Origin of the sequence: Vibrio sp. ArtGut-C1 (genome assembly GCF_002105475.1) — a bacterium.
Classification (GTDB): Bacteria; Pseudomonadota; Gammaproteobacteria; order Enterobacterales; family Vibrionaceae; genus Vibrio; species Vibrio diabolicus.
The window spans coordinates 46,067-70,978 of sequence record NZ_NCTH01000016.1 but is presented as its reverse complement, the minus strand read 5'-3'; the positions used below and the strand labels follow the sequence as shown (position 1 = coordinate 70,978).

The following is a 24,912-nucleotide window of genomic DNA, read 5'->3' as shown; positions in this document are numbered from 1 at the left end:
GAATAATGAGCAGTACAAACACTCGACTTAAACATTTCTCTTTCGCTCTCTCACTTAGTGCGCTTTTGGTCAGTTCCTTTCAAGCAGTAGCTGAGGCGTCACCTCGGGTGATGTCGGTTGATTGGACACAAACTGAAACGATGTTGGCGTTAGGGGTCGTGCCCGTAGGCGTCGCTCAAGGGCAAGATTACGATGCTTGGGTAAAATCGCCACCGTTACCACCTCAAACTAAGGATGTAGGGTTAAGAACTCAACCCAATATAGAGCGTATTTACGAGCTCAGACCTGACCGTATTTTTATTGCCCCGTACTTCTCCTCAATGAAGCATCGCTTAGTCGATATCGCCCCCGTTACCACGATTGACTTATATGAAAGCGGGATTACAGATTGGTCGGTACTTACTCGTTTCACTCGGAGGTTTGGTGAAGAGCTAGGAAGAGAAGCGGAAGCTGAGGCACTTATACAAAAATATGAAGAACGTTTCTCTTTATTAAAACAGCGCATAAACAAAGACCAGCCGCCGCTTTTAATGATTCAGTTTATGGATACGAAGCACGTTCGTGTTTTTGGTCAGAATAGTCTTTACTCTCAGGCTATCGAAAAGATTGGGCTGAGTAATGCGTGGAACGAAGAGACAAATAGCTGGGGCTTCAGTTTAGTCGGCATCGATAAGTTAGCAGGTATAAGAGCCCAAATTGTTATCGTTGAGCCATTGCCTCACGGTGGCGAAAAGCAGCTCTCTCAAGATCCGTTTTGGCAATACGTTGTTCAACAGTCTGGTGAGAAGGTCATGCAAGTCGCGCCTGTTTGGAGTTTTGGTTCTATGCCTTCAGCGCTTCGGTTCGCGGAGTTAGTTACGGCGAGTAAGGTCGAGGAGTTAGAACAATGAAAGCCATGCCTTTAAGCCTTGTGGTGTTACTTTCGGCATTTACCTTTTCTATTGGTGCTTTCCAATTGTATCAAGCAAGTTCATTCTCACTGGCTCTTAGCAGTTTATGGAAACCTAACTTTCAATCTATCGATTCCGTCTTACTTCACTTTAGCTGGTGGCCTCGAGTCTTCACCACGATTATATCTGGTGCTGGATTAGCGGTTGCTGGGGTATTGATGCAGCAAGTTCTGCGTAACCCTCTCGCTTCACCCACGACACTTGGTGTGGCGAGCGGTTCAAGTTTTGCTTTGATGTTAGCTACGCTATTTGCCCCTTGGATGTTGGATATAGCACCTAATTTGGTTGCTCTCATCGGCGGTGTGACATCGATGGGGTTGGTGATGCTGTTGTCATGGCGACGAGCGTTATCTCCAACGGTTGTCGTCGTTTCTGGGTTAGTGATAAACCTGTACTTTGCATCATTAAGTACGGTTATTCTGATGATGAATACCGAAAAGCTGAATGGATTAATGATATGGGGAGCAGGCTCGCTTGTTCAGAGCGGATGGGGTGATTTCTCGTATCTTGCACCTCGAATCGCACTTGCTACGGTTATCGCATTTGTGTTTGCAAAGCCGTTAAGCTTATTGGAGCTCTCTGAGCAAGGTGCTAAAAGTTTAGGTGTCTCGCTAGCCAAACTGCGCTTTGTCTGTCTTGGGCTTGCGGTACTAATCACTTCTTGGGTCGTTTCTGCAGTTGGAATCATCGGTTTCATCGGGTTAGCAGCGCCAGCGATTACTCGATTGATAGGTATCAATAAAATCCAGCATAAGCTTTGGGTATCGATGCTGATTGGTGCCATGTTATTGACTTTAACCGATTTGGTTATTCAGCAACTGCCAGGGCTAATGGCGAGTTTTATACCAACGGGAGCAGCAACCGCTGCACTGGGCGCTCCGCTACTGTTATGGCTGCTACCTCGCTTATCACAAAAGACGCAGGGTCATACTCAAACGGTGTTAACTCGACATCGTCAACATGTTTACAAGCTAAACCCTAAAGCGATCTCATTGGCGTTGATCGGCACATTAATTTCCGTTGTTCTTTTTGCCACGGTTGCTGTGCAAAATGAAGGGTGGACAAACTTGTTTGCTAGCCAAAATTGGATTTTTTTGGAATGGCGCGCACCTAGATTATTTGCAGCAGCAATTGCGGGGGCAATGTTAGCGATTGCTGGCACCATGATTCAACGCCTAAGTGGAAACCCAATGGCCAGTCCAGAAGTGATCGGCATCAGTTCAGGGACAGCGATGGGATTGATCATCGCGATGTTTACTGGGTTAGGTTCGTCAATTTTCACTCTTTCTTTAGGCGGGCTTGTAGGTGCATTAGCGACGGTATTGGTCATTGTGCTGCTAAACCGTAAATCAGGTTTTCAGCCGGAGCGCATTTTGTTGACTGGTATTGCTATTACCGCACTGATGAATGCAATACAGAGCTTTATTCTAGCCACTGGTGACCCAAGAAGTTATCAAGCATTGGCTTGGTTGTCTGGGTCTACCTACTATGTTTCGGTTGAAACGTTACTCCCATTGTCTTTATCTGCGCTTGTTTTTATAGGGTTGAGTTTTCTCTGCGTAAGATGGCTAGATATTCTTCCTGTTGGCGCCGCTTCCTCTAAAGCACTTGGGATTCGCGTTGATCGTTCACGCTCGATACTGCTGCTTTTAGTTGCTTGTCTCACGGTCAGTGCGACATTGGTTGTTGGTCCTATTAGCTTTGTTGGGTTACTGGCTCCGCATTTAGCTCGCTTATTTGGCTTTAACAAAGCGTCACAACACATGTTATGCGCCGCGATATTGGGTTCCGGCGTGATGTTGTTGGCCGATTGGTTGGGACGACAAGTTCTTTACCCGCAAGAAGTACCAACAGGGCTTATGGCGTCTCTCATTGGCGGTTTGTATCTGATGTGGGGATTACGTCGTTTGTAGATACGAGCTACGTCTCAACCAAGAAAGTAATTATACAAACAAGCACTCGCAGTGGCATTCGCAACCTATGCGAGTGCTTTATGCAAAACCTCTGGTTTGTCTTTTATGGAAACAACTGGTGATGCCGTAACTCGCTTTTCTTTCAGCGATCGCTGAAGTCATGAAGGGTTGGTTTGGCTGCCGACAAAAAAGGAGAATAATATGACTCGGCAGTTTATGCTGACACCAACGTCAATGGCGGTTGTATTAGCGTTATCAACGCCAAATGTCTTGGCTCAGGAAGATGAAAATATAGTTGTGATTGGACAGCAGCAAGACAGTGCAGTTGGTCCTGATTTTAGTTATCTTGGAGCGAAGAGTCGGGCAGCGACGAAAACTGATATTGCCATCAATGAAACCCCAAGAGCGGTATCTGTTGTTACGCGAGAACAAATGGATGATCGTGCCTCTATTAGCATTTCTGACGCGCTACAGTACACACCAAGTATTCAAACTAATTATTTCGGCGAAGATAACAAGCAAGATTGGTTTATTATTCGTGGTTTTAAACAGGCGAACAGCGGGCTGTATCAAGATGGTACCCGTTTATATTCTTCTGGTTTCTATAGTTGGCAAATAGATCCGTTTACGTTAGAAAGGGTTGAAGTGTTACGTGGTGCAGCGTCTGTTCTTTATGGGCAAAACCCTCCTGGTGGGGTTATCAATGTCGTCAGTAAGCGACCTCAATTTGATGGAGGCTCAGGGCTTGTATCTTTGGAGTACGGTTCTGAAGACCGTAAACAACTTTCTCTTGACGTAAACTCTGAGGTGAGTGAGCAGTTAGCTTTCCGCTTTCAAGGGTTAGCGAGAAAAAATGGGACGAGAATTAGTGGGGTAGAAGCAGAGCGCATTCTTCTCTCTCCATCAATGACGTACAAATTTAATGAGACGTCTGAAATTACCTTTCTAACGAGCTATCAAAAAGACGACTCAGATCCTTATCTGCAATTTTTGCCAGTTGAAGGAACGTTAACGCCAAACAAAAATGGAAAGATCAGTGATAGTTTAGCGATAGGTAATCCTAACTGGGAGACCTTTGAGCGTGAGCAGGTGTCTTTAGGCTATGAGTTTTCTCATGCGTTTAATGATACCACTTCATTTGTTCAAGCAGCTCGTTACAGTGAAATGGATGTTAAGTTGAGACAAATGTATTCGTACGTTTACTCGGCTGATGTGCCTGGGTTGGGGGCGATTTTAGATCCATCAAATGAACGCAAGACCATACTTCGGGGCGCTTCAACAGAAGATGGGTCATCCGATGCTTTTAATATCGATAATCGTTTGATGCACCAAGTAAATTGGGGAAGTGTTGAGCATAACTTAATGTTGGGCATAGATTTTCAAATGATCAGTATCGATGGTAAAGATTTTGCCAATGACCCTATCGTTGCTAATGGTAGTGCATTATTAAACACACCAATGGGAGCTTTGCCCGATCCTAGGTTTAATGTATTTAATCCTACTTATTCGGATAACATAATGTTACTCGATCCGAATACGCTACAACCATTGAGCGAAACCGATAAGCAAAGAACGAAAATCGATAATCAGCAGCTCGGCGTCTACTTTCAAGATCATATGCTGATCAACGATAAATGGGCGATGTTATTGGGCGCACGTTACGACGATACAAGTAATGAAGTACATAATGTTACCACGGGTGCTCGCACGAAAGTCGATAATGGAGAGTGGACGTTTAGCGTGGGAACGGCTTATATTTCTGATTCTGGCTTCACGCCATACTTTAGTTACTCTCAGTACTTTGATCCAATTATTCAAGAAGACAGCAATGGTAAGCCAGCGAAGCCTGAAAGCGGTGATCAATTTGAAATCGGTATGAAATACCAACCGGATTCATTCGATGGCTATTTCAATATTGCAACGTATCGGGCAACAAAAGAAAACTTGGCTCGTATCTACTTGAGTGAATTAACGCAAATAGGAAAAATAGAAAATAACGGCGTTGAGTTTGAAGTTGTAGCTAATGTGACACCATCCTTAACATTAATCGGAAACATAGCCTATGTTGATGCAGAGATAAAAGAAGACGTCAATAAGACATGGGTTGGCAAAACACCTTCTCAAGTCGCGAATACCGTATCATCAGCTTGGGCACATTATCGTTTCTTTGATGGACCTCTTGATGGCTTTGCTGTTGGCTTAGGTGCGCGCTATACAGGTGAGTCATACGGAGATAATGAAGAGAGACTAAAAGTACCAAGTTACTTTTTAATGGATGCGACGGTCAGCTATCGCGTTGGAGATTACAAGCTACAAGTCGCAGCTAAAAATATCACTGATAAAGAGTACATAGCGACATGTGATGGTTTTTGTTGGTATGGCGACCGACAAAATGTTATTGCCAGTTTAACTTACGATTGGTGATTTAACGGATAAATAAACACCCCTAGTGTAGGGGTGTTTATTTAGAAATCGGCTTTGCGGACAAAATGTGGGTTTTTGTACTTTTTCTGCGGACCAAACGATGATACGACGAGCTTGTTCCATAACGTTTTGTCAAACTCACCCTTTGGAATCGAAGGGTAGAGGGTTTCCTCTTCTTCTCTTGCAAAGTTCATGTACTGTTTCTTCTTAATTTGATTGTACTTTTTGGCGATCTGGTTATGTTTTCTTACCCACTCCAGTTTGTAATTGTGGAGCACTTTTTCACCTTCTTCCGCACTCATTCGAGATAGGAATAATCGCTTGTACGAGACCTTTCTGTCCAACATTGTGCGCATGACGGTTTGGATATATTTACCGTGGTGCGTGACAGTAATATCTTTTTCGTCAATAGGAGTGACGCACCAGCCTTTAGGTAAAAAGTCTGGCTTCTTAAACTGCTTATTACGCTCCATTAGCGCCTGATGTAAAATCAAATCAGAGGTACCGCGGAACGTTTTTTGCCATTTACCGATACGAATTTGAATCGAACCAGGCAAGCGATAGATGTTAGTAAACTTATCTTTGTCCATGGACTTGTGTCATGAGATTAATATGCATTATTAGAAAGTGAAAAACAGTCTAGTGCAAAGGGCACCAGACTGAAGTACCGTACGATTTTACAACGACCTTGCGTGATATAGCGAGGGGTTATGTCAATAATAGGTAAGAAATAGAAAATTAGTTCACATTATGAAGAAATTGGAAGCTAATCAGGCTAACTTTTGAAGTTGGGCCGATTATGCCCATGCCTACCAAATAAAAAGAAGGCATGGGTATAAAAATCACACCGCTTCTTCGAGTTGCTTGGTTTCTTCTTCAATCTGCTGTAAATGTCGGTTTGCTTGCTGTAACTGATACATTTGGGCATAACGACCATTTTGTTTCAACAGTGCTTTGTGTGTGCCTTTCTCTACTAACTCCCCATGATGAAGAACAATGATTTGGTCCGCATCCAAAATAGTTGAAAGTCGATGAGCGATAACGACTAGTGTCATGTCTTGTCTGAGTACTGCCAAGCTCTTTTGTATTAAAGCTTCTGTTCCTGAGTCAATATTGGCCGTTGCTTCATCTAATATCAATATTTTAGGTTTTACCACAAGCACACGCGCTAACGCTAAGAGCTGTTTTTGTCCAGCAGATAGATTGGTTTCACCTTGACCTAACTGCGTGTCTAGCCCATTAGGATAACGGTGAATTTGCTCTGCCAAACCTACCTTGTCTAACGCATCCCATATTTGAGGATCGTCAACCGCTCGACCAAGAGAGATGTTTTCTCTGACTGAAGCAGGGAGAATGTGCGGATCTTGCTGAACCATTGCCACATCTTTACGAAGGACGTCTTTCCCTAGTGTTTTAAGTGGACGACCATCGATGAGCAGTTCACCACATTGCGTTGGATAAAAGCCCATCAATAGTGACGCTAATGTGCTTTTACCGCTTCCTGTATGCCCGACAAGTGCGATAAAGTCTTGGTGGTTGGCCTTCAACGAAATGTCTTTTAGGACGTCCTGTTTACCATCGTAGCTAAATGTGAGGTCTTTAAGTTCGATAGCACCTGACCTTAATGGCTGATGGTCGTCCCCATAAGTTTGTTCTTTCGCATCAATCAATTCAAACACACGTTCGCTTGATACTAACGCTTGCTGAAGTAGAGCAAGCTGCTGAGTCATTTCAATTAATGGCTCAGTAACGCGCGCAAGATAACTGATAAACGCATACAGTACCCCCACACCAATCAACTCAATACCGTTAAAGCCAAAGATCGCAACCAAGCAAAGTAACGCGAGGCCAGCGAGCAAGTCCATCAATGGTCTTAGCAGATAGCCGTTTAGCCGAATCACTCGTTTAGATGCCACCAAATGCTCTGCGGTTAGCTCGTTGAACTGTTTATTAAAACGCTCTTCTTGTTGCATTAATTGAATGACACTCATACCTTGAATGGATTCACTCAGATTCGCATTTATATCAGTCAATAGGTCACGCATCTTTCGGTAGCTTTCTGTACTTAGCTGCTTAAATAAGTACATAAAGCCGATGACGATCGGTAGCAATACAAGCACAACAAGTGTGAGTTTCCAGCTCATGAAAAACATAACGCCAAGCATCACCACAATCATGACCACGTTTTTCACCACGGTCGCGATCAAGAGCTCATAAAATTGCTGTAGAGATTCCGTATCGTTGGTGATTCGCGATACCAATTTCCCCGCAGGAGTGTAATCAAACGCAGATAACGGCTGCTTAATCACACCAGAAAATACTTGCTTACGAATCGTTTTGATCGTGTTAGCCGCGACAATGCTAAATTGCAATGACTGAAAATACTGAAATGTTGCCGATACCATCTGAAGAGCGATATAACCTACTGCTAGCGAAATCAGAACATTCTGTGAATAGTCACCTTTAGCGATGTGCTCATCAATGAAATATTGAATCAACCAAGGGCCGCCAGCGCTGGCTAACGCTGCGATAAACAGCAAAGCAAGTCCTTTAATCATTGGCTTTGGTTGAGATAATGGATAAGACATCAACCGTTTAAACGTACTGGTCTGGTTCATTCATTATTCCTCCATCGCCTGTTCTAGTTTTTGGTACTCGAACATTTCGGCGTACCATCCCTGATGCGCTAATAAAGCGCTATGTTGCCCACGTTCAGTAATGTGGCCGTGATTCAAGACAATGATCTCGTCTGCTGCTTCCAATGCGGTGAGGCGGTGTGCAATAACGATTAGGGCTTGATTACGGTAGTGTGTTTCCAAATTCTTAAGGATTTGATGTTCGGTCCGTCCATCAACAGCGGAAAGTGCATCGTCCAAAACCAACACTTGGGCATTCAACAGCATAGCGCGTGCTATCGCAATACGTTGTTTTTGCCCGCCGGAGAGTGTAATGCCTTTTTCACCGACTTCTGTTTGGTAGCCTTCAGGAAACTTCTCAATATCGTCATGTATACAGGCTAACTTTGCTGCTCTGTAGACTTCTTCCTTTCCCGCGTTAGGGTTGCCTAAGGCAATATTGTCAAAGATAGATTTTGAAAATAGAAACGGGCTTTGATTAACCACGGCAAAGCGGTTGCGCCACTGAGGAAGTAGGGCATCTTTAATCTCAACATCCCCGAATGTAATTGAACCGTTTGTTAGGTCGTGCTGACGCAAAAGCAGCGTTAGCAGGGTTGATTTTCCGCTTCCGACAGGGCCAGCTACTCCCAACATTTTACCGGGCTTGAGCTCGATTTTTATTTCGGCTAGAGCTGGTGGTAAATCACTGGACCAGTGGAAAGCATCGATATCAATTTTTAATGGCAGTGGTTTATCTTCTAATGGTTTATTTCCACTGACAATCTCTGGTGTTTCATCAAAGATCTCTTGTAGGCGATTCCATGCTGCGGAGCCTCGCTCTAAAATATTAAATAAGAAAGCGAAGGCCAGCATAGGCCATATCATCAACCCTAAATACATCGTAAAGGCTGTTAGATCACCGAGCGTGATCTCTCCCTTATCGACAAGGTAAGCACCAGCAGCGACACTGAGAAGGAAAGAGAGGCCGATGGTGAGTTGGATAGCTGGATCAAATCTCGCGTCGACTCTAGCGACGGCGATATTTTTCTGACCGGTATCATCGACTACATCTTCAAAGCGCTGTTGTTCTTGATTCTCTAACCCAAAAGCTCGCAACATTCGCACGCCGTTAAGTGACTCTTGCGTCATGTCTGACATGGTAGAAAAGGCTTCCTGAGCAATGCGGAAGCGTTGATGCAGTATACGGACAATAAAAAAGATGATGATTGCAAGAAACGGCATTGGAAGAAGTGCCATAACGGTGAGCTTCCAGCTAACTTGCGTTACCATGATGATTAAAACTGCAATACCCGTGATCAAGGAATCGGCTGCCGTTAAAACCCCTTCGCCGGCTGTCATTACGATGTTACGTACATCATTAGTACCACGCGCCATCAGATCACCGGTCTTATAACGTTCGAAAAATCGGGGTGGTTGTGTCGATAAGTGCCTATAGAGACGATTACGTAGAATGGTTCCGAGTTCCCAGCTTGCGCCGAAAAGCCAAATTCGCCATAAGATACGGCATCCATAAATGGCAAAGATCAGTGCAGTGAGTCCCAAGAGCCACAGAATCAGCGTATTTGTATCTAACGTGTTATCTACGACCCCATCAACGATGATACCGACCGCTTTAGGAGGAACAAGTTGTAGAGTTGATATCACAGCGAAAAGCAAAATCGATCCGACATAATGCTTCCACTTTTGTTGGAAATACCAACGTAACTGCCAGAATATTCTCATCACGCCTCCCGCTTTAAATTATTGAATTTGTTATAGAACTATTATTGAGCGAAATGATGAGTTTACAAGCACAAATTATTGGCGGTCGGAAAAACGATAGATTGTTTCGATTACGGGCGTGTGCGGTCGCGAATTACTTGTTTTCTCGCTGCAAGCTAACTATGAAACAACATTATGTGAAATAGTTGTTAATAATGGGTTTTGGGGCCAGTATTCTGCTAAAAGCGATGAAAGCACCAAAAGTGCAACTGTTACTTTCACTCACTAGGGGAACTAGCAGTCGTCAGTTTGTATTTTGTAGCTGACTTGGCCACCTGGAGTTTCTGGGTAGTAAACTTCGACATAACACATATGGTCTGGACCAACAGGTTTGTTTGCAAAGCCGATAAGGAAATAGGGTTCGTCCGGGCTGTCTACCCCGTACCAAGTATTGATAGTGAGTTGAGGATCGAAACCTGCCAGCTCTTTTGCGGGAATGACATTCTTAATGAATCCAAAGTAACCAATTAGGTCGTTATTGCCGTCATTATCTAGATCAATGTTATATTGTTTGTCGCCATCTACCGTCTCTTGAGATTGAATAACGGCTTTGGTGTACACAAAGTTGTTTGCAGTCATGAGCGCTTCCCTCGCGCCATATAGAACCGCCACTCGAGCATCTTTTTGCAGACCAAGAAATTTAGGAAGGGCAATAACACTAACGACACCAAGGATAATGATGCACACAATGAGTTCAATGAGGGTAAATCCTTGAGAGCGATGCACTGCCTTTTCTCCATGAGTCATGAATAGTTTGGCGGCTATTTTGATATAAAAATGCGCAGGTCAAGTATTAAAAAAGGATGGGAAGGAGTGACCAAGCTTGCAGATCTTAAATATAAAACAAGTTGCTTATTTGTTACATGCTGGTGGGAGGCGGCTATCGAATAAGGGGAGAGAGTTAAATTCGGGAGGATAAAATACCTCCCGAAATGATCAATTAAGACTCGTTTGCGACGGCTTGACCGCTGCGCTTAAATACAAATCGCCAAATGAATAAGACAACGGCAATATAGGTTAGACCAACACCTAACGCTTGCCAGTGCATGCCGTTATACATTGCGATTGGCATAAGCGAGATGATGAAAATGTCCGTAATTGAGCCTGGAACATAAGCGATAGCATAGTCGTCTAACACTTTACTGCGCATTTTGGGGTCGACAATGCGTAATAACGCGATACCCATAGCGACTGTACCTGTTAACCATCCCCAAGAGAAAATGCCTTTCTCAAACCAGTCATCTCCCATGATGCGAGGTGCAACCCAAAAGATAAGCCATAGCGTGAACGCGATACCACCAATTGCGAGCACTACCATTGGCATTAAATACTGCGCTAGAACCGTGATCTTAATCGCTGAAATACCAAAGATGATCAGGTAATCCGTACTAATACCCGCTGCGTGTTTGAATGCGCCGTCACATAGGTAATGAGATGCCTTGGTTTGCTTAGCGATAATTCGAACTAACATACCGCCCAGAAAGCCAGTAACGAAAGTCGGAATTTGTACCTTATCGTGGAAAGAAGATAAGTAGTTGGCTGCTACATAAGAGAAAGCCGTTACCACTACAACCAGCGCCGCGTGAATCGCGAAAGAATCGACTGACAATGATGACATCGTATCTTTCATCACAGGTTCTTGATCGTCAGGCTTCACTAAGCCTTTGCGTTCGTGTTCGTCCATGCTGTCGAATGTCGTAAAGCTACGAATCCAGCCCATTTTCAACGCAAACTGAAGCATTAACATGCCCACAGAGATTGAAATAAAGATCCCAACTGTGGCGAACGTTAAACCGAGCGTGAAGCCATCTTCCCAACCAAGTCCCGTGAAGATTTCACCGACTACAGATGCTGAACCATGTCCGCCCATGAATCCAGCGGACATGGTTACGCCAAACCCAGGATTAATCTCAGGCCAAAAGAAGGTGGTAAGTACTAAACCAAACATTGCTGCAAACAGCCATTGCGACACGGATGCAATTTGGTTAAACGCCCACAATGAGCCTGCTCGTTGAGCAACCACTTTTGGTGACGGGACATCTGTTGCTAAACCCAACGCAGAAAAAAGTGCAGCAGTTAAGAGGCTTGCGTTTGCGGTAAAAGTATCTGTCCAAGGTAATACGTTAAGCAGAGCTGGGCCAAAAATAAGACCAAATAACCCAGCCAATACAGCTGATGGAATGTACATGCGTTGTAGTAAAGGCATATGTACACGAATTACTTTTGCTGCAATTAATAGTAAGCCAGCGATGGCTAAGTCAGTCAGCATTAGACCTTTTGGCATTTCTTGTCCTCCAGTAAATGCGTTCAAGGGGCTCATCCTTTTAACCAGCCTTGATGTAATAAATAACTTCCAGCACAAAACCACGAAAATAGTCACTCATGTGACATCGCGTCATGGTTGTTCTAGTCAGCACTCTATTGCGCTGTCGAATTTGTATTAACGGATCTGTTGATCCTTAAATCTATAAAGTGAGTGCAATTGTTGTGAGTGCTCACGAAGTGTTGAGAAATTTGAATAAATTCCTCGATCAAGTTTCTGATAGTTCACTCAGGAAGGGCGTGTATCCTAGTCAGTTTGTCAGCGCAATGCAATTGAGCGTCATCAATATTTAGTGCCTAAAAACTGGGCACTTGTAATTAAATATTTGATAAATAAAAATATTGAACAAGAAAAATAATTTGTCGATATGATAACTTTTTGTGATTTGAAGGGGGATTTTGCCACTTTAAGGAGGGATTTTTTGGAGGAATCGAGAAAGTAGTAATATCAGTAAGAGCTAAAGTAGAGTGATTCGCGCAAATATCATGCGTTATAGGGGGGCCGGAATTTCGCCCCCAGAGCTACAAAGTGCTTGTTTAAATTCGGTTGTCACCAGTACTAAACGCGATAATTTGACTGATTTCGGTCAAGCTTCTTCCACTTTCTTGCTGCCACTGAATAAAGGCTTTATTAGCAGAGTCCAAGGACTTTTTCGTGTCTTTGCCGCCTTCAATGATCTTGCAGTTGCGTAAATAAGCTTCGACATCGTTAGACAGAATAAAAGTGTCCACGCCCATTTGGCGTAAAGTGTAAGGGCCTGTATTTCCACCCAAACGACTACCATGCTTCTTCAAGTAGCCCCATAGATCCGTGATCTTTTCCCGAGGCCATTCAGCAATCATGTTACTGAACGAGGCATGTTCGATTCTTGCTTCATGGATCATGCGAGCATTGGCCGGAATCGACATGACTTTTGTGAGGTGGCGAATAATGCGTTTGTCCGTTGCTTTGGTTTCCCATTGTTCGTCAGACAGCATCAATAGTGGCTCAATCTTAAATCCGAAGAACACTTCTTCGAAGTTCGGCCACTTGTTGCGAACCACGCTCCACGAAATCCCACTTTGGAACACCTTCATCGAAAAAGCGGCGAGCCAACGGTCATCGGGAATCGCTGCTAATTCCTCTTTACTTAATGGGTGAGACAATAGCGCTTCAAGCTGATCTTTTCCGCCTTTTCGCTTAGCAGCACGTTGATAAATCGCGTCAAATTTTTCGATACTCATAAAAGAAGTTAGTCCTAGTTTATGTCGATATTTGCGAAACATACTACGCTTAAGTAGCTGAATCGTAAATTGATGGAGTGTCACAAATGAAGAAGGTCACATTAACGTTTGTCGGGGAAGGTTCGGAGCGTATCGCGGATAAATTTTATACTTGGCTGGCTGATGGCGGATTAGAAGACAGCTTAATTGAAACTCTATCGGACAGAGAAGTGTCGGTGGTCGGTATTAGCGATATGGATAACGAAACGCGCGATGTAGTGATTACGACAGAAATGAATTAGCGCGTTGTACACGATAAAAACCAAAAGAATGCGATACAACAAAGCCCTTCGTCGGAAGGGCTTTGTACGTCTAACTCGTCTTCTTGTGTAGAGTGGATTTAATGATGAACCAGCGTTAAACCGCTTGGTAAAGCATCACCGAAGACGCGTTTTGATTCGCTTTCTGAAAGCTCTTTCACTTCTTTAACTAGTGATACCCAAGATTCGGGCACTTTACTTTGTTTCAGCTTCATTAGAACTTGCTCTCGGTAATCGTCAGAAATATCAAACAGGCGGTCACCCGTCTTACGACAAATCATTACGGCTGCGAAAGCGATCATTGGCTCTTTCTGCCAGTTCTGCTCTAACAACTTAGGCAACCACTGTTCTGCTTGTTCACGAGGAATGACGTTGTGCTGGCTGCCATAAAGTGGTGTGCGAGAAGCTAAACGTCCCATCGCCCACCAGTGCGCTTGTTCAAACTGGTTTTGGTTGATCGCTTTACTCAAGAACCACGTTGCCAATAGAACTTTATCTTCCACTTCTAGATGCTCTAGAGAGGCTGAAAGACGCACCATGGATTCGTAACCCATGTCTTGTGCCGCTTTGGCGGACTGTGGGTTTTTCATCGCGCTAGGGTGTAGGTATTTCGCGATGTCTGCCAAAATGGTTTCTTGTTGTTCTTGGCTTAGACCGCCCGCGATACGTCGCCAGAATACCCACCAGTCTGTCCAGCCTTGATGGTTTTTGAACTGAATATTTTGTTGATACAGTCCCCAAACTTGCTCAATACGCCAAGAGTCTGTTGGATCGCCAAAGCCCGGACGCAGTGCAAAGCCCGCCAAACGAAGCCAGTTTTTCTCGTGCTGTTCAGAACGACGGCGACGTTTACGACCTTGTGCAAAGGTATCAAACAGTTGACGTAGGGTAGTGAAATCCCACTCGTCGCGCTTGCCAAGTTTCTTCTCAAGATCTTTTGCTAAGGTTTTGATCTCTTTGCTTTCCGCGCTTTTCTTATTACCGCTGTAAAGGCGAGCGATCAGCTCCTTACACTCGTTCAACTTAGGGTGAAGTTTAACTTGTTCACTGTCGTCGGTTTGCTTGTTACGAACTTCGAATTCCAGCTCCCAACGTTTGCTGTCATCTTCTGCGCTGACACATTCCATCTTAAGTGTGCCGACTTCGGTCAACTGACACGCCAGTTGTACTTCTACACGCTCTTTCTGGTTGGCTTGCAGTTCAGCGCCTTCACCTTCAAGGGTGGTGATATAAGGCGGCAGAGGAGCAAATAAGTCAGGATCAACGTCCACCATCACACCGTTTTGAATAGCGGTGTTATTGGTTAAGGTGTCGTGGGTAGAGGTCAGCAGGTTAAAGCGAACGGGTTCACCTAGGGTAAGCGAGAAACGACGACCACTTAAGCGGATCTCGTGTCCTTCTTCTGTACCTTTTGCAAGCAAACAGAGCGCTTGGCCCATCTTGTTCTTCTTTTGAAGGTGCAAGAAGTAAGAACGCGCTGCACCACCACCTATTTTTAGCTGTGCACCACGACGTGCTTTACCAAACGCAACGGCACCTAGTGCAACCGACCAATCTGGATGTGGGTTATCTAATACCGTAACTGGTGCGCCGCGCCAGTCAGAAAGTAGGGCGGTGACACGTTCAGTCACCAGATCACTGTTAAACACGCCTCCGTTCAATAACACGCCAACTGGAATCGCGTTTTGTTTATCGTCTTCAATGCCAAGAGCGGCACGAGCGACTTGCTGGTGCTGAGTTAAGAACTCGGCAACGTGCTTGCTCACCGCTGGGTCAGCAACGTATGGAAGGCCAAACTCGACAACCGCGCTACGACGTTTGTCTGGTACGTCACTGAAATCAGAAAGCGGGAAGAAGCCATCTAATGCGATTTGGTGCACTTCTTGTTTGCTTAGAGCAATACTCTTTGTGCCCCCAAGTAGCTTAGAGCCGCTACCTAACATGGTGATCTTCACTTCGTCAGGTGCGCTCGCTGAAAGCAGGTTCTCTTTCGCTTTACGTGTTTGCTGAATTAGCTTTGTTAGGCTTACTGCAGTGAGCTTCTTACTTTGATTGAAGCGGCTTTCTGCAAGGTGTGCTAATGCTAAGTCGAGGTTATCACCACCCAGCATCAAGTGTTCGCCAACGCCAATACGATCAAGGGCTAGCTCATCTTGAGAAGAGAAACTTGCTTCAATCAAGCTTAAGTCGGTGGTACCACCGCCCACATCGCACACCAGAATCAGCGGTAACTCTTTGAGCTCATCAGCTGCGGTTTTCTGATGGCGTGCGTACCAGTCGTAACATACGGCTTGTGGCTCTTCGAGCAGGACGATTTTCTTTAAACCTGCCAACTCTGCGGCTTCAAGCGTGAGCTTACGAGCCGTCTCATCGAACGATGCTGGAACGGTCACAACCACATCTTGGTCTTCTAGCTTGTTACTAGGATGTCGGTAGTTCCATGCTTGACGAATGTGGTTAAGGTAGCTTGCGCTGGCAATGACGGGAGAGACTTTATCTACGTCTTGCGCGCCAGCCCAAGGGAGAATGCCTGAGCTACGATCTACCGCTTGGTGCGATAGCCAGCTTTTTGCACTGGATACCTGACGTCCTTCCACCTTCGCGCCTAATTCACGAGCCCATTCACCAACGATGACATTGTCAATGTCGCCAGCAACAGGTTCGTTGTCCCAAGGAAGAGTGAGGTCAGAATGGGAGATTTGACCTACAGCTGGATGATAGCGGAAAGAGGGCAGAAGTGGTTTACGAACGACTTCGCCCGGACCAATCAGTTGGTCGATGTCAAATAGGGATACTTCGGATTGTTCAAGGTTGTCGGTGATTTCACAGTAGGCCACCACAGTGTTTGTGGTGCCGAGGTCAATACCAACAAGGAAACGAGGAGATGCCATACAAAACCAAACCTTCGTGTATTTAAAAACGGCACCCGATTGGATGCCGTTTGACTTCTAATTATTGTTCTTCGTTTGAGTCACTTTTCGCGTCTTCGCGCACATCGAACTCAACATGCCATTTTTGCCCGTTATCAGCGGCAATGGCTTCTAAGTAAAGCGTACCAAGCTCTGTGACACGAGAAGCTAGGGTAACTGGAACCACTTCACCTTCACGACGACCTTCAGATACAGGCAGCGTTACTTGAATTTCTGGAAGCTCTTCAAGCTCTTCTGGTGCCCAGTAGTCTAGGTGAGTACCTGCTAGGTCATCACGACGAACGGTTGAGCCGAAGAATTGGAAGTTAACTGGCTGGCCGATGATCAAACCAAACTCTTGGCTTGGTACGTCAACGCTTGAGCCTTCTTCCATACCAAATGGTGCTACACACAGTGCTTCCATTGGAGGCGCCATGCCCGGAATCGCAGGCATCGCACTTTCGATACCCACGTAGTACGCCGAAGCAATACCGCCGCGGATACGAACGCCTTGACCACGACGCACAGAGCCGTAGTAAGCCGCACCGCTAGCAACTGCAAGGTCTAGATCCACACCTGTTAGGCGTTTCGCCATTTCAGCATCTGCTTCTAGTAGCCATTCGTTGATCGTGTCTTCTAGACGAGTTGCTAGAAGTTTCGATTTCAGAACACCGCCGTTGAATAGGATTGCAGTTGGCTTGATGAAGTCAGCCGATTGCGCTGCATCCGCGCCAGGCATACCTGGCATGTTTGCAAATGGGTTGAAATCTTGAGCTTGCGCTGATTCACCGTCGCTTTGCGCGTGTGCTTGCTTAGACAAGAATGCTGCAATGTGGCGAGTAATACCCGCATCTTGTGCGTACGGCAGACCCATTTGCGTTAGTGCACCACGGTTACGTTGAACAGGGTGATCAGTAATCGCAACTTGAGGGAAGAAGCCGTCAACCAGTGTTTGTTGTACTTCTTCTTGAGTCAGTTCTGTTTTCAGAGTTGCGCCAAGCAGTTTAGAACCACGGCTTGGCACCACGATTGGTACTGACTGAAGTTCGCTGTCGTTCAATAGCGCTTCTTTCGCGTCACGACATGCGTGCGTCATCGCCTGAACTTGCCACGGCTGTAGCTCTTTGCCTTCTTGCGCTAGCTTCATCTTCAAGCGGTACGCAAGTGCAAGGTCCATGTTGTCACCGCCAAGTAGGATGTGTTCACCTACCGCGATGCGGTTCAAAGTTAGGTTGCCGTCGTCTTCAGTTACTTCAACCAAAGAAAGGTCAGTTGTACCACCCCCGATATCGACCACAAGCACGATGTCGCCAACTTCAACTTCGTCGCGCCATTTGTCGTTGCTGTTATCAATCCAGTTGTAAAGTGCTGCTTGTGGCTCTTCTAGAAGCGTTAGGTGCACAAAACCAACGTTGCGTGCAGCTTCGGCTGTAAGGTCACGAGCCGCAGGATCGAAAGAAGCTGGAACCGTAATGGTAACGTCTTGATCAGCAATGTTGTGATTTGGGTTTGCGTGATTCCAAGCATCTTTTAGGTGCTCAAGGTATAGCTCTGTCGCGCGAAGAGGGGATACTTTTTCCACTTCTTCTGGGCTACCTGCTGGCAGGAATGCATCACGACGATTCACACCAGCGTGGCAAAGCCAAGATTTTGCACTAGCAACTAAACGAATTGGTGTTTTTGAACCTAGGTTACGCGCGATAGCACCAACCAGAGCTTTTGGCTCACTCGACCACGGAAGAACGCGTGATTGCGGGTTCATTTCGTGTTCGTGTGGTTGGTATAGGAAAGAGCCTAATTGGCTACGAGTCTCTACCGTACCCGGCGCAGTCAGCTGCGGGATAGGCATTACTTCTACGCGAGCGTCTTCGTCGTGCGTATCAACAAAAGACATGACACAGTGTGTTGTACCTAAGTCGATACCAACACTGAATTTAGGCGTCTGTTGAGTTTCAACAGACGCTTCTTGAGAATGGTTTTCTTGGTTCATGTGTTCCATTACAGCTCAACCTCGGCTGGAGCAATCACAGATGCATCGTAGTTTTCAGCCAGTTTAGGCAGGTTCATAGACGTTGCCTTCCAACCTTTGTGAACTAACGTGCCGTGGAACGGCGCGCTGCCTGTCACGTTACCAGTTAGGCGGATTTCTTGTGGGTTGAAGCCTTCTTCAACCGTAATACGAGTTTCTTCTTCTTCGTTACGAACGTGCGCAAGTGTCACGTAATCGTTCAATACTTTTTGACCGCCAGTGTGAATAACACGAGCCGCAGCGCCTACTTCTTCATCAGAGAACGAAGTTAGGTCTTCTTGTAGGAAGTCGATCAGACGAGCTTCTTGCTGCATGATAGAAAGTAGCTGCATTGCAGAATCAGTAGAAGCTGTTGCGAGTTTCGATTCAACTTCAACGACTTTTTCTACGACCTTCTCAACTTCAACGACTTTTTCTACTTCGACGATCTTCTCAACTGGCTTCTCAACTTCGACGATTTTCTCGACCGGTTTTTCTATGACTTTCTCAACCACTTTTGATTTGCGAGAGACCGCGACTAAAAGAAGCAAAACGCTCGATGCGGTTAGGCCAGCGTGAAGCATATCGAACGTTTGAGGAATTAGGTTCAAATCAATGTTCATGACGTTTTTTCTCTTTCTATTGATTATTGGTGCTCAGTATTGGCTCATATGTGTTCACTAAAACGATCGTCTTTGCGATCTTGCACCAAGTTTAGACATTAAAATGATGACGGATGGTAGCATATTCAAGGCTTAAGGCTGTAATAATTCGTGACTATACCGTACGAACAGCGTGAAAAATCGACGATCGGACTGCCCAGCATAGGTTGTTGCTTGATGTTTGTGCGTTGCTAACGCAGTATTTCAATAGATCCCGAAGTTTAACTTACGGAAGTATCAAAATTACGATATGACACAAAGCACCGCTCACAAGAGCGTTATCAAACGACATTCAGACTCTATTCTAGCTTTTGCAGCGACGTTGTGTGTCACTGCTGGTGTGGTCGGTGCTGCTTATACGATGCAGCAACGGTATACGCAGACGACGTTTGATACTTTAGCTGACCGACAAGCAGAATCACTGAAAGCGAACGTCGAAAATGATTTAAAGTTCATTGGTGCAGGTGCAAACTTTTTTCATTCGATTGAACGCACCTATTGGTCTTCGTTCCCAATGTATGCGGAACAAGTAATCAATAGCTCGCGAAGTCTAATCGGACTTCAATGGATGCAAAAGGTCGAATTCGAAGACCTTGATGAGCATATTTTAAAGACCCGTCAAACATTTCCTGATTTCCAACCGTTTACCGTTCCTAAAGATGGCCCCAAAACCTACGGGTACATTTTTGAACACAAAGAGCCAATTTTTATCGCATCGGATATTTATCCAAGAACACCAGAAAACCTTTCTCTATTAGGTTTCTATTTTTCACGTAAACGCTTCGATCTCATCTTGGATGATATATCCACAAATGGGCGAGCAAATGTCTCGGATAAAGTTCGCTTACTGCAAGATGGGTATGACAAGTCCATTCCTAAAACTGGGCTGCTAGTGTTCCATCCAGTGTTTGACTTCGAGAACAAACATTTATTAGGTGTAGTGACAGGGGTGATTCGAAGTACGGTTTACTTTGAGGATTTGATCACGAAAACCGCGACTGAGCTAGATATGTCGGTGCGCGTAGAAGATTTAGGCTTTGACGCAGCAGATGACCCCGTTCTCTTCCAAAGTTCAAACTGGGATAACATTCGAGGAACGGTTATAAGCCGTACCATTCAGCTGCCTAATCGTGAGTGGCGGATTGATTTTAAACTTTCTGATGCCGTCTCTGCTTGGGAGCGTTCTATTTTAGCGGGCACGACATTAGCCGGGTTGGTAATCGCCTTTTTGATTAGTTGGATTGTGAATTTACAGTCGCGAGAAAAAGAGCGCTTGGCGGTCATGTTAGAGCTTAAAACCGTCGAATTAAAAAGGATGGCTGAGCGTGACCCTCTAACTCAGTTACTCAATCGCCGAGCGTTTAACGATCATTTGCTTAGCCAGATAAACAAAGGTGTTAGCTTCGCATTGGTTGGTTTTGATATCGACCACTTCAAAATTATCAATGACAAGCACGGTCATTTAGGGGGAGATGAAGCATTGCAGCATGTGACTAAGCTAGTCAGTGCGAATCTAAAACCTGGAGACCGATTTTATCGTGCTGGTGGTGATGAGTTCTGTATTATTTCTAAAGTCATTGATAAAGAAGCACTGGAAGCTTATTTGGAAAAGTTGCGGAGCATCGTGGCAAGTACGGCTTTTGACTATGGTGATGCTTCAATCATTTGCACGTTAAGTATCGGCGCGGCTGTCCATAAAGATGAAGATCCTGAAAGCTTGTATCACAAAATGGATAATCAACTTTATTTGAGTAAAAAAAACGGTCGTAATAATGTGTCGATTGGCGATTAAATGGGCGTGCAAATTCGAGTTTTACACCGTGTTACGGTAGAATCGCACGCTTTAAAATTTTATGTTAGGAATCAAGACAAGCTATGAACCATAACCGTATTGTATGCTTCGATTTAGAAATGTGTTGCTGGAACGAAAATGGTGTCGGCAGCACGGGTGAAATTATCGAAGTTGGGTTGGCTGAAATAGATTTGTCTAGAGGCGAGATAGTCAAGCGAGCTCAATACTACGTAAAACCTGAACATGATGAAGTTTCGCTGTTTTGTGCCGAGCTAACAGGTATTACGCCGCGTAAAATTGAAAAACAAGGGCGCCCATTAGAAGAAGTGCTTAAATCCATGGTTAAGAACTTTGGTGGTCGAAACAAGATTTATGCATCATGGGGCCGAGATGACCTCATCCTGCTTGAAGAGTGTAAGCAAAAAGGTATTGAAGCACCGTTTACGGAGTTCATCAACTTAGCAACGCTTTATCGCATTCAAAATCGTCTTAAGGATAAGCGTATTGGTCACCGAGCCGCTCAAGAAGCAAAAGGCATTGATTGGGAAGGGCGCCAACATTCTGGTTATGTGGATGCGTACAATTTAGCGAAGCTTGCTCTGACTATGCTTTAATAGTCCGCTATAGATAGGCAAACTTGTAATCAAATCGTCATTCAACCATTGTTGTTTTGTCATGGAATCTGTTTAGTGTAGAGCTCGTCAAACACATTCATATCTTGACCAGTATTTTAATAACAATGTCGTTGGCTTATCGAAAAAACGCGCGTAATACGCGTTTTTTTATGGCTATAGAACTCAATCTTCGCCATCATTTCACGGTAGACTTGAAATAGCTTGCGCGACTTACATGTTTACCTTGTTTCCTTACTGAGATTGCAACTTTGCTCGAATGAACTCACTGTGATCAACGTAGAGTAGTTCTGCTGTTTTGCGGATCACTGCATCTTCTAGTGGATCAATTTCGCCATCGGCATACGCCACTTCCCACATGCTTTTGATTAAGTTGTAGCGTGTTTCTTGAGTCAATTCTCTCAGTTGAGAAGTAAAATCGTACAGAGACGCGGAGTCTTTTATTTTCTGTTGCGCTTGCTCTAACAAAGCATTTGATTCTTCTTCATTTAATGACAGAAGCTTCATCAATAATGAACGCTTTGTTTTTTGCTCTTTATCATCGACGTTATGGTCTGCGCCAGATACTTCACACAGCAAGCACGCGATAGCCATATTCGGAGAGAGTGTGTTGGTTTGACTTAAATCAGAGCCTTCAATGAGCTGTTTAAATAATGAGGTAAGAGAGTTAAACATATTGAACACCGAGCTATTGTTTATTTGGTTAACATGGTCATAAATACGGTAGATCTCAAGGTGTGGTATCAAATTTAGCACGCCGTTGACAGTCAAGAGCTTTGCTCATCTACCCAAATCCCTCGTACTTTTTAGTTCAGTCAAAAATGACTTGTCTTCAAGAAAGGGCAAGTCATTTTGGGAGCGAGATTTAGCCTTCTGCACGAGTTGGTGGAAAATGTACCTCTTCGCCATCGCTCGTTAGAATGCTAATTTGGCTCGGCTTTCCTTCGTCATCAAGACGCAGCTCACCAATGGCGCTGTGGTTAACTAAGCGATAAAAATTGTGCGAACTTGGTGCGCGTTTGTAGATCTTTAGCCGCTTACGTTTTGTGAACCAGTTTAAAGGCGAACGAGGGCTATATAGAAGCCTATCTAGACCATCACAAATATTGAGCAATTGGGTTGGGAACTGATTTTTAATCCCGCTACAGGTGATTTGATAGATATTCGGACTATTTTTTCGGTAGCGAAGTTTAATGTCGTATGCAAAAGAGTAGTGCACGTCGCCAGAGAGAATAACGAAATTGGTCGGCGTCTTAGTATGTGTAAAAATACTAATAAGCGTATTCGCACTTCCGGGGTGCGCCATCCAGTTTTCAGCATCGACCATTAATGGTTTACCAAGCATCGTTACTACTCGCTGCAGTGCTTCGATAAATTTCACTCCGAACATCGGCGCGGCAGAAACAATGATAACTTTGTCTTGATGAACAAGTTCTTGGTGGAACTCAATCATTGCTTCCCAGTCCATTAACCCAGAGGGCTTGTTCATTTTAGACTCAGAACGCCAGCGTCTGGTTCGCGTATCTAGCACGACAACTTTTGGCGTCGTCGGAATGGTGTAATGCCAATTCTCAAAGCGATACAAATATTGAATAAATGCATCTTGAGTTTGTGAGGAACGCTCGTTGAAAAAGCGTTGAGCGATACTCATAAACTCATCATTGAATTTTTCTGGCGCGTTTCCCCACCCTTGGCAGAGCCAGTAGGCAATCAGGCTGTTGCCTATAATACGTTTTGCAAAGGCGTTGCTGTACGCGGCTTGTTCCCAGCCTATGGTAAGGTTCCAATCGTCGGTGACATCGTGATCATCAAAGATCATGTAGGTTGGAATGTGAGCAAGTAGGCGTTGAACATTATCTAGACCTGAGACGAATTTATCTATTTGAGCTTTTTCTTCTCGCCATTGCTGTTGCCATTTGGGGTCGAGAGTTGCTCCGCCGACAGTAAACTCATTTTCTAATAAGCGATCTGTCCGAATAAGCTTCCATAAGGTCGGAGACCAAACCAATAAGTACATTGCAAAGCATTCGGCAAAGCTTATTAGATGGTTTTCACACTCTTTGGCGCTGAATATTGGCGTCCCTCTGCGCGGGAAAAACGTACTCAGTAAACTGCCATCATTCACATAATGAGGCAACAATTTGTCCCGACCATAATAACAAGCTGAGTGCTGGTAGAGGGCATTGGTATTTTTTATCGGCGCTTGCTTGAATTCTTCGCCCGGTAAACCGAGTAGGGCAATGACTTGTTCGATGGCGTCCAGAGTAGGGCCTGCAACATGGTCTGCATAGATTTGATCACCACTCATGATGAGCATATCCGGTCTTTCTTCAATGGATTGAGATGCGATTTTATGATCCGCAGCGACCAATGTATCTTTACTGAAGTGGTGGGGATTCCGGCACGAGCCATGCAGAACATAATCTGCTTTTTCGCTGATTAGGAACTCAACGCCCAAATTTGGACAGTTATCTCGTTCATAAGTCAGGTGAGGGAGCAGTTCCGTCACTAAGCCATATTGCGTTTTTATTTGATAGCGTAACGCTTGATGGGTTGGAAACTCGCCTTCTAATTTAAGTAAGCAACACCACGCATTGAGGCCGATTTGAAGCTGTTCTTTTTGTTCACTTAAAGGGGCTTGATAAAGGATGGAGGCATTTTCATCCGTAATTTGCACCATACCCTCCAAGCGTTGGGTGGTGACTAGCCAAATATTGATTTCAGTTGCGGTCACTTTACGTAGGATCGGACCTGCAACGACAAGAGGAAGTGAAGAAATTTCAGTCGTGTTCATCAATGCTGGCAAAACGGCTCCTTATGTGTCAGCTTCTTCTTCTAATATTTCGATAACTTGCGAGCTACTAAGTTCATGTCCCATAAGGAACAAACCAAGCATCGCATCGGCTTTTGACGCGTTATCACTGTCTTCATCCAAAATTTGCTGAAGCCGCGTTCTGATTAGATCTATTTCGTGCTCGACGAAGCCGCGTCCCTCCTCGTCTCCCTGACCATCTTCTGGAGCATTATCAAAGTGCAAAAATAACATGTCCCCATCAAGTTGAGTCCCTATCAACCTTTCAGGCAGCCATGCTTCTCCCATCACAATGTCTGGGTCCGTGTCTGCGGGTAAATGATTCAAGGTAGAGATGAGTTCTGATGCTTTCACTTTTTACTTCATTATGTTTGATTTAGAACTAAGCTAGAGTTTTAAGAGCTTGTTACGATAGTAAAATATTCACAAATAAGCTCATCTAGTCGTGCTATGTTAATATAATCTTGGGACTCAAACTGTCACGAGGATGACAACATTTGTCATTGTAACGGCTATCATCAGAAGAACATAAGCTTTAAATGGCAAATCATTGATGTTTGCCTGC

At 44.7% G+C, this 24,912-nt stretch carries 18 protein-coding genes; 6 read left to right on the top strand and 12 right to left on the bottom strand.

The window, feature by feature from the left end; translation table 11 throughout:
- Positions 1-5: 5 nt before the first annotated feature.
- The 3 genes from B7360_RS14790 (at position 6) to B7360_RS14780 (ending at position 5,287) form a co-directional block, all read left to right on the top strand.
- Positions 6-890 carry an ABC transporter substrate-binding protein gene (locus B7360_RS14790; protein WP_085343866.1) on the top strand — a complete coding sequence of 295 codons (885 nt, stop codon included), beginning with the start codon at positions 6-8 and terminating at the stop codon, positions 888-890.
- Positions 887-2,863 (top strand): Fe(3+)-hydroxamate ABC transporter permease FhuB, encoded by a 1,977-nt coding sequence (fhuB, locus tag B7360_RS14785; RefSeq protein ID WP_085343865.1) that lies wholly within the window; start codon positions 887-889, stop codon positions 2,861-2,863. The genes B7360_RS14790 and fhuB overlap by 4 nt, the downstream gene beginning before the upstream one ends.
- A 201-nt stretch (positions 2,864-3,064) precedes the next feature.
- Entirely contained in the window at positions 3,065-5,287 is a 2,223-nt protein-coding gene (locus B7360_RS14780) for a TonB-dependent siderophore receptor (protein WP_085343864.1), read from the top strand.
- Between the two features lie 41 nt (positions 5,288-5,328).
- On the opposite strand, the gene B7360_RS14775 is transcribed toward B7360_RS14780, so the two are convergent.
- From B7360_RS14775 to B7360_RS14750, 6 genes are all read right to left on the bottom strand, one after another.
- Positions 5,329-5,877: a hypothetical protein gene (locus tag B7360_RS14775; protein WP_012841863.1), complete on the bottom strand. Its 549-nt coding sequence runs from the start codon at positions 5,875-5,877 to the stop codon at positions 5,329-5,331.
- A 252-nt stretch (positions 5,878-6,129) separates the two neighbouring features.
- Positions 6,130-7,905, bottom strand: coding sequence for an ABC transporter transmembrane domain-containing protein (locus B7360_RS14770; RefSeq protein ID WP_085343863.1), 1,776 nt, complete (start codon positions 7,903-7,905; stop codon positions 6,130-6,132).
- Between the two features lie 3 nt (positions 7,906-7,908).
- A complete protein-coding gene (locus B7360_RS14765) occupies positions 7,909-9,648 on the bottom strand; it encodes an ABC transporter transmembrane domain-containing protein (protein ID WP_085343862.1) in 1,740 nt (579 codons plus the stop codon).
- 273 nt (positions 9,649-9,921) lie between these two features.
- Positions 9,922-10,434 (bottom strand): type II secretion system protein, encoded by a 513-nt coding sequence (locus tag B7360_RS14760; RefSeq protein ID WP_065646754.1) that lies wholly within the window; start codon positions 10,432-10,434, stop codon positions 9,922-9,924.
- A gap of 193 nt (positions 10,435-10,627) precedes the next feature.
- The gene (locus B7360_RS14755) at positions 10,628-11,971 is read right to left on the bottom strand and encodes a sodium/glutamate symporter (RefSeq protein ID WP_047008748.1); all 1,344 of its coding nucleotides are present in this window, start codon (positions 11,969-11,971) and stop codon (positions 10,628-10,630) included.
- A gap of 575 nt (positions 11,972-12,546) precedes the next feature.
- Positions 12,547-13,233: a DNA-3-methyladenine glycosylase I gene (locus B7360_RS14750; protein ID WP_085343861.1), complete on the bottom strand. Its 687-nt coding sequence runs from the start codon at positions 13,231-13,233 to the stop codon at positions 12,547-12,549.
- Between the two features lie 86 nt (positions 13,234-13,319).
- Between B7360_RS14750 and B7360_RS14745 the strand changes: the two genes are divergently transcribed.
- Positions 13,320-13,514 carry a hypothetical protein gene (locus tag B7360_RS14745; protein WP_005394200.1) on the top strand — a complete coding sequence of 65 codons (195 nt, stop codon included), beginning with the start codon at positions 13,320-13,322 and terminating at the stop codon, positions 13,512-13,514.
- Between the two features lie 98 nt (positions 13,515-13,612).
- Here B7360_RS14745 and B7360_RS14740 read toward each other — a convergent pair whose 3' ends face one another.
- From B7360_RS14740 to B7360_RS14730, 3 genes are all read right to left on the bottom strand, one after another.
- On the bottom strand, positions 13,613-16,423 hold the full coding sequence (locus tag B7360_RS14740) for an Hsp70 family protein (protein ID WP_085343860.1): 2,811 nt from the start codon (positions 16,421-16,423) through the stop codon (positions 13,613-13,615).
- Between the two features lie 61 nt (positions 16,424-16,484).
- Entirely contained in the window at positions 16,485-18,440 is a 1,956-nt protein-coding gene (locus B7360_RS14735; protein ID WP_085343859.1) for an Hsp70 family protein, read from the bottom strand.
- Complete coding sequence (locus tag B7360_RS14730; RefSeq protein WP_085343858.1) at positions 18,440-19,072, bottom strand: DUF2760 domain-containing protein; 633 nt, start codon at positions 19,070-19,072, stop codon at positions 18,440-18,442. The genes B7360_RS14735 and B7360_RS14730 overlap by 1 nt, the downstream gene beginning before the upstream one ends.
- A gap of 289 nt (positions 19,073-19,361) precedes the next feature.
- Here B7360_RS14730 and B7360_RS14725 point away from each other — a divergent pair, with 289 nt between their 5' ends.
- Together B7360_RS14725 and B7360_RS14720 are read left to right on the top strand one after the other, a co-directional pair.
- Complete coding sequence (locus B7360_RS14725; RefSeq protein WP_085343857.1) at positions 19,362-20,903, top strand: sensor domain-containing diguanylate cyclase; 1,542 nt, start codon at positions 19,362-19,364, stop codon at positions 20,901-20,903.
- A gap of 83 nt (positions 20,904-20,986) precedes the next feature.
- Positions 20,987-21,517 carry a 3'-5' exonuclease gene (locus B7360_RS14720; RefSeq protein WP_005394213.1) on the top strand — a complete coding sequence of 177 codons (531 nt, stop codon included), beginning with the start codon at positions 20,987-20,989 and terminating at the stop codon, positions 21,515-21,517.
- A 252-nt stretch (positions 21,518-21,769) separates the two neighbouring features.
- Here B7360_RS14720 and B7360_RS14715 read toward each other — a convergent pair whose 3' ends face one another.
- The 3 genes from B7360_RS14715 to B7360_RS14705 form a co-directional block, all read right to left on the bottom strand.
- The gene (locus B7360_RS14715) at positions 21,770-22,210 is read right to left on the bottom strand and encodes a TerB family tellurite resistance protein (RefSeq protein WP_085343856.1); all 441 of its coding nucleotides are present in this window, start codon (positions 22,208-22,210) and stop codon (positions 21,770-21,772) included.
- A 190-nt stretch (positions 22,211-22,400) separates the two neighbouring features.
- Positions 22,401-24,341, bottom strand: coding sequence for an alkaline phosphatase D family protein (locus B7360_RS14710; RefSeq protein ID WP_085343855.1), 1,941 nt, complete (start codon positions 24,339-24,341; stop codon positions 22,401-22,403).
- 9 nt (positions 24,342-24,350) lie between these two features.
- Positions 24,351-24,701, bottom strand: coding sequence for a hypothetical protein (locus B7360_RS14705; protein WP_005377676.1), 351 nt, complete (start codon positions 24,699-24,701; stop codon positions 24,351-24,353).
- Between the last annotated feature and the right edge of the window lie 211 nt (positions 24,702-24,912).